Source organism: Flavobacterium sp., from assembly GCF_049318325.1.
Taxonomy (GTDB): domain Bacteria; phylum Bacteroidota; class Bacteroidia; order Flavobacteriales; family Flavobacteriaceae; genus Flavobacterium.
This window is the reverse complement of record NZ_JBMOGQ010000199.1, coordinates 1-2,686: the sequence shown is the minus strand read 5'-3', so window position 1 is coordinate 2,686 and position 2,686 is coordinate 1. Positions and strand designations below refer to the sequence as shown.

Annotated in this window: 1 protein-coding gene; it reads left to right on the top strand. The window is 32.7% G+C overall.

The features are described 5' to 3' along the window. On the top strand, positions 1-2,686 hold a 2,686-nt coding region (locus ACOYLP_RS11645), incomplete at both ends, for a DEAD/DEAH box helicase (RefSeq protein ID WP_422856340.1).

Sequence of the window (2,686 nt, the reverse complement as noted above, 5' to 3'; positions counted from 1 at the left end):
ATTATGATTTTGTTTCGGCTTTATCAACCAACTACCAGAATGAGGAAGATGATGTGATGAATGCTTTAACAGAAGATGAAAACCGAACACTAGAAAATATTGAAAGCCATCTCAAGGAGATTTTTCAATTTGATTTTAGTAACATTAATCGTTTTGCTCTTGAAGCATTTGATGAACTGAAGAATAAAATTGAACACTTCAAGGGCATTCCACAAATTCAAAAGACTGATTACAATTTCAAAAGGGAATTGCAATTACACACATACAGACCGACAAAGAATGGCAGTAACACAGCTAAAGCAAAAAAACAAAGAGAAAAATCAATCTTTGAAAATGATTTAGTTTTTGTAAATGCAAATCATTTATTCTTAAGTTTAATTCCTGACGAACTTTCAACTTATGAGGCATTAAATAGTTTTGTTCAGAACATTGACGAAGTAAATGACTTCAAAAATCCAGTCGTTGAAAAATTACTTATCAATGCACTAACAGAGGAAAGCGTTGAAATTGATAGACACCCAATTGAAGATGAAATTCAAAAAATAATTGACAAGCACATCCCAATTTCCTTATCTAATTGTCAAATTCAAGGATTGAAAAATGCTTGGGCAAATGAAATATCATATATACAGGGACCGCCAGGAACAGGAAAATCCCATACAATTTCCGCAATCGTTCTTTCAGCCATTGCACTCAATAAAAAAGTTTTAGTTCTATCGCAAAAGACAGCAGCATTGCAAGTAGTTAATAAAAAAATCGAACCTTTTCTCACAGATGGTGACGGGTTACTTGGAGTTTGCTATTATGACACAACCGCAAGAAAAAAGATTAAAAATTATTGTGGCTATTTGAGAGAGCAAACCTCTAACACAACAGTTTTTAAACGAAACATTTCAATAATTAATAGCAAATTAGAAGAACTTGAAACCAGACTAACCATTAAGCTGAGAGAATTAAAAACGGAAAGAATAAAGCTCGACAAAGCGTTAGAAAAGCAAAGGTATTTCAAGGACATTAATGAAACGTTTCTATTAGAGCTAAATAGGCTTAGTGCCGACTACTATGAAGTTCCAAAGGGGTTTCAGTTTAAAAAAATAAAAGAAGAAGAGAAATATCGGATTGCTTTAGAACGAATTGAAAAGATTTGGGAATTAAATTCCAACTCTGTTTCATCTAAGCTTTATATCCATAAATTCAAAGAACATTTAAAAGTAAAGTTTGAAACTCCCGCCAAGTGGCTTAATGATACAACGTTCCCATATTTCAGTAAATCCTTTGTAAAGTTGAATACAATTTTTACCGAAGTTCAAAATAAAAATAAGGAACTGAATGTGGACGCAAATAGCATTAGGAATAATATCAAAAACATCAAAGCGGACATTTTAAAAACTCAAAAACAAATAACTAAATTAAAATATAAGAGCAATGTCTTTGCATCAATAAATGACCCTTCGTATCAAAGAGAGATTGACAAATTCAATGGTATGCTTACTAATGTAAACAGCAGGCTCATTGACAAAAAGATGAAGGAAATTGATTTTCATAAAATCACCGATGTAATTCCATTTTGGACTGCGGAAATTCGTCATTTAGGACATCTATTTCCATTGATAGTAGACTTGTTTGATTTGGTTATTGTTGACGAGGCTTCACAAGTAAACCTTGCCGAAATACTGCCCGCATTTTATAGAGGCAAGAAACTTTGCATTGTTGGAGACCACCAGCAGCTAAGTCTTAAAGCAGCAGGTTTAAATTTTTCATTAGGTAAAAACTTTGACGAATTAACTTGGGAAAAATATAACAGAACGCTAATGCGTTATCAAACTGCAACAAAGAAAAAGCTTACTGTTACACAAGCATCAATTTTAGATTTTATAAAAAGCGATGATTATAATGTTATTCCCACAGAGGTAATGCTTGACGAACATTTTCGCTCCTTACCAAAACTTGCACGGTACACGAGTAAACAGTTTTATAGAGACCAAGACAACCCCGAAGGCAAATTAAAAGTAATGACTGAAACACCCGATAAAGTTTCTCTTGAGTGTTTTCAAGCGGTTAAAGTCAATGGTAAAAGGGATACTGACACTAAAAGTAAAGTTGTAATTGCAGAAGCCGAAGAAATTGTAAAAATTATTCAATGCTTGACTTCTAAAAATCAACAAACTTTATTTTCCAGTGATTACAAACTTCCAAAACATATTGACCCAAATAATTTCACAATAGGAATAATTTCAATGATACGTGACCAATGCACCAAAATTGGAGAACTTATTGACGAAAAATTACCTGAGTTAAATACGGAAGAATACGAATTGATGATTGGAACTCCTGAAGAATTTCAGGGTAACGAAAGGGATATAATGATTTTTTCTCTTTGCCTCGACACAGACTGTAAAAGAGGACAGGGTCATTATCAAGACGCGAAAAGGCTTAACGTAGCAACCAGTAGAGCAAAATCATTTACCTACTTTGTTTACTCGCCATTTGATAGAACATTCAACGAAATTTACAAATATCTAAACTACATCAAAGGCAACGTAACTGAAGACGATTTAACACCAGTTGAAATTGAAAATATAGAACCAAGTTTACCTCCGTTAAATTTTGACATTTTTGAAAGTGATTTTGAAAAATATGTTTATTCCTACTTGGACAAGTTTGTTAATGAAAATTCAAATGGACA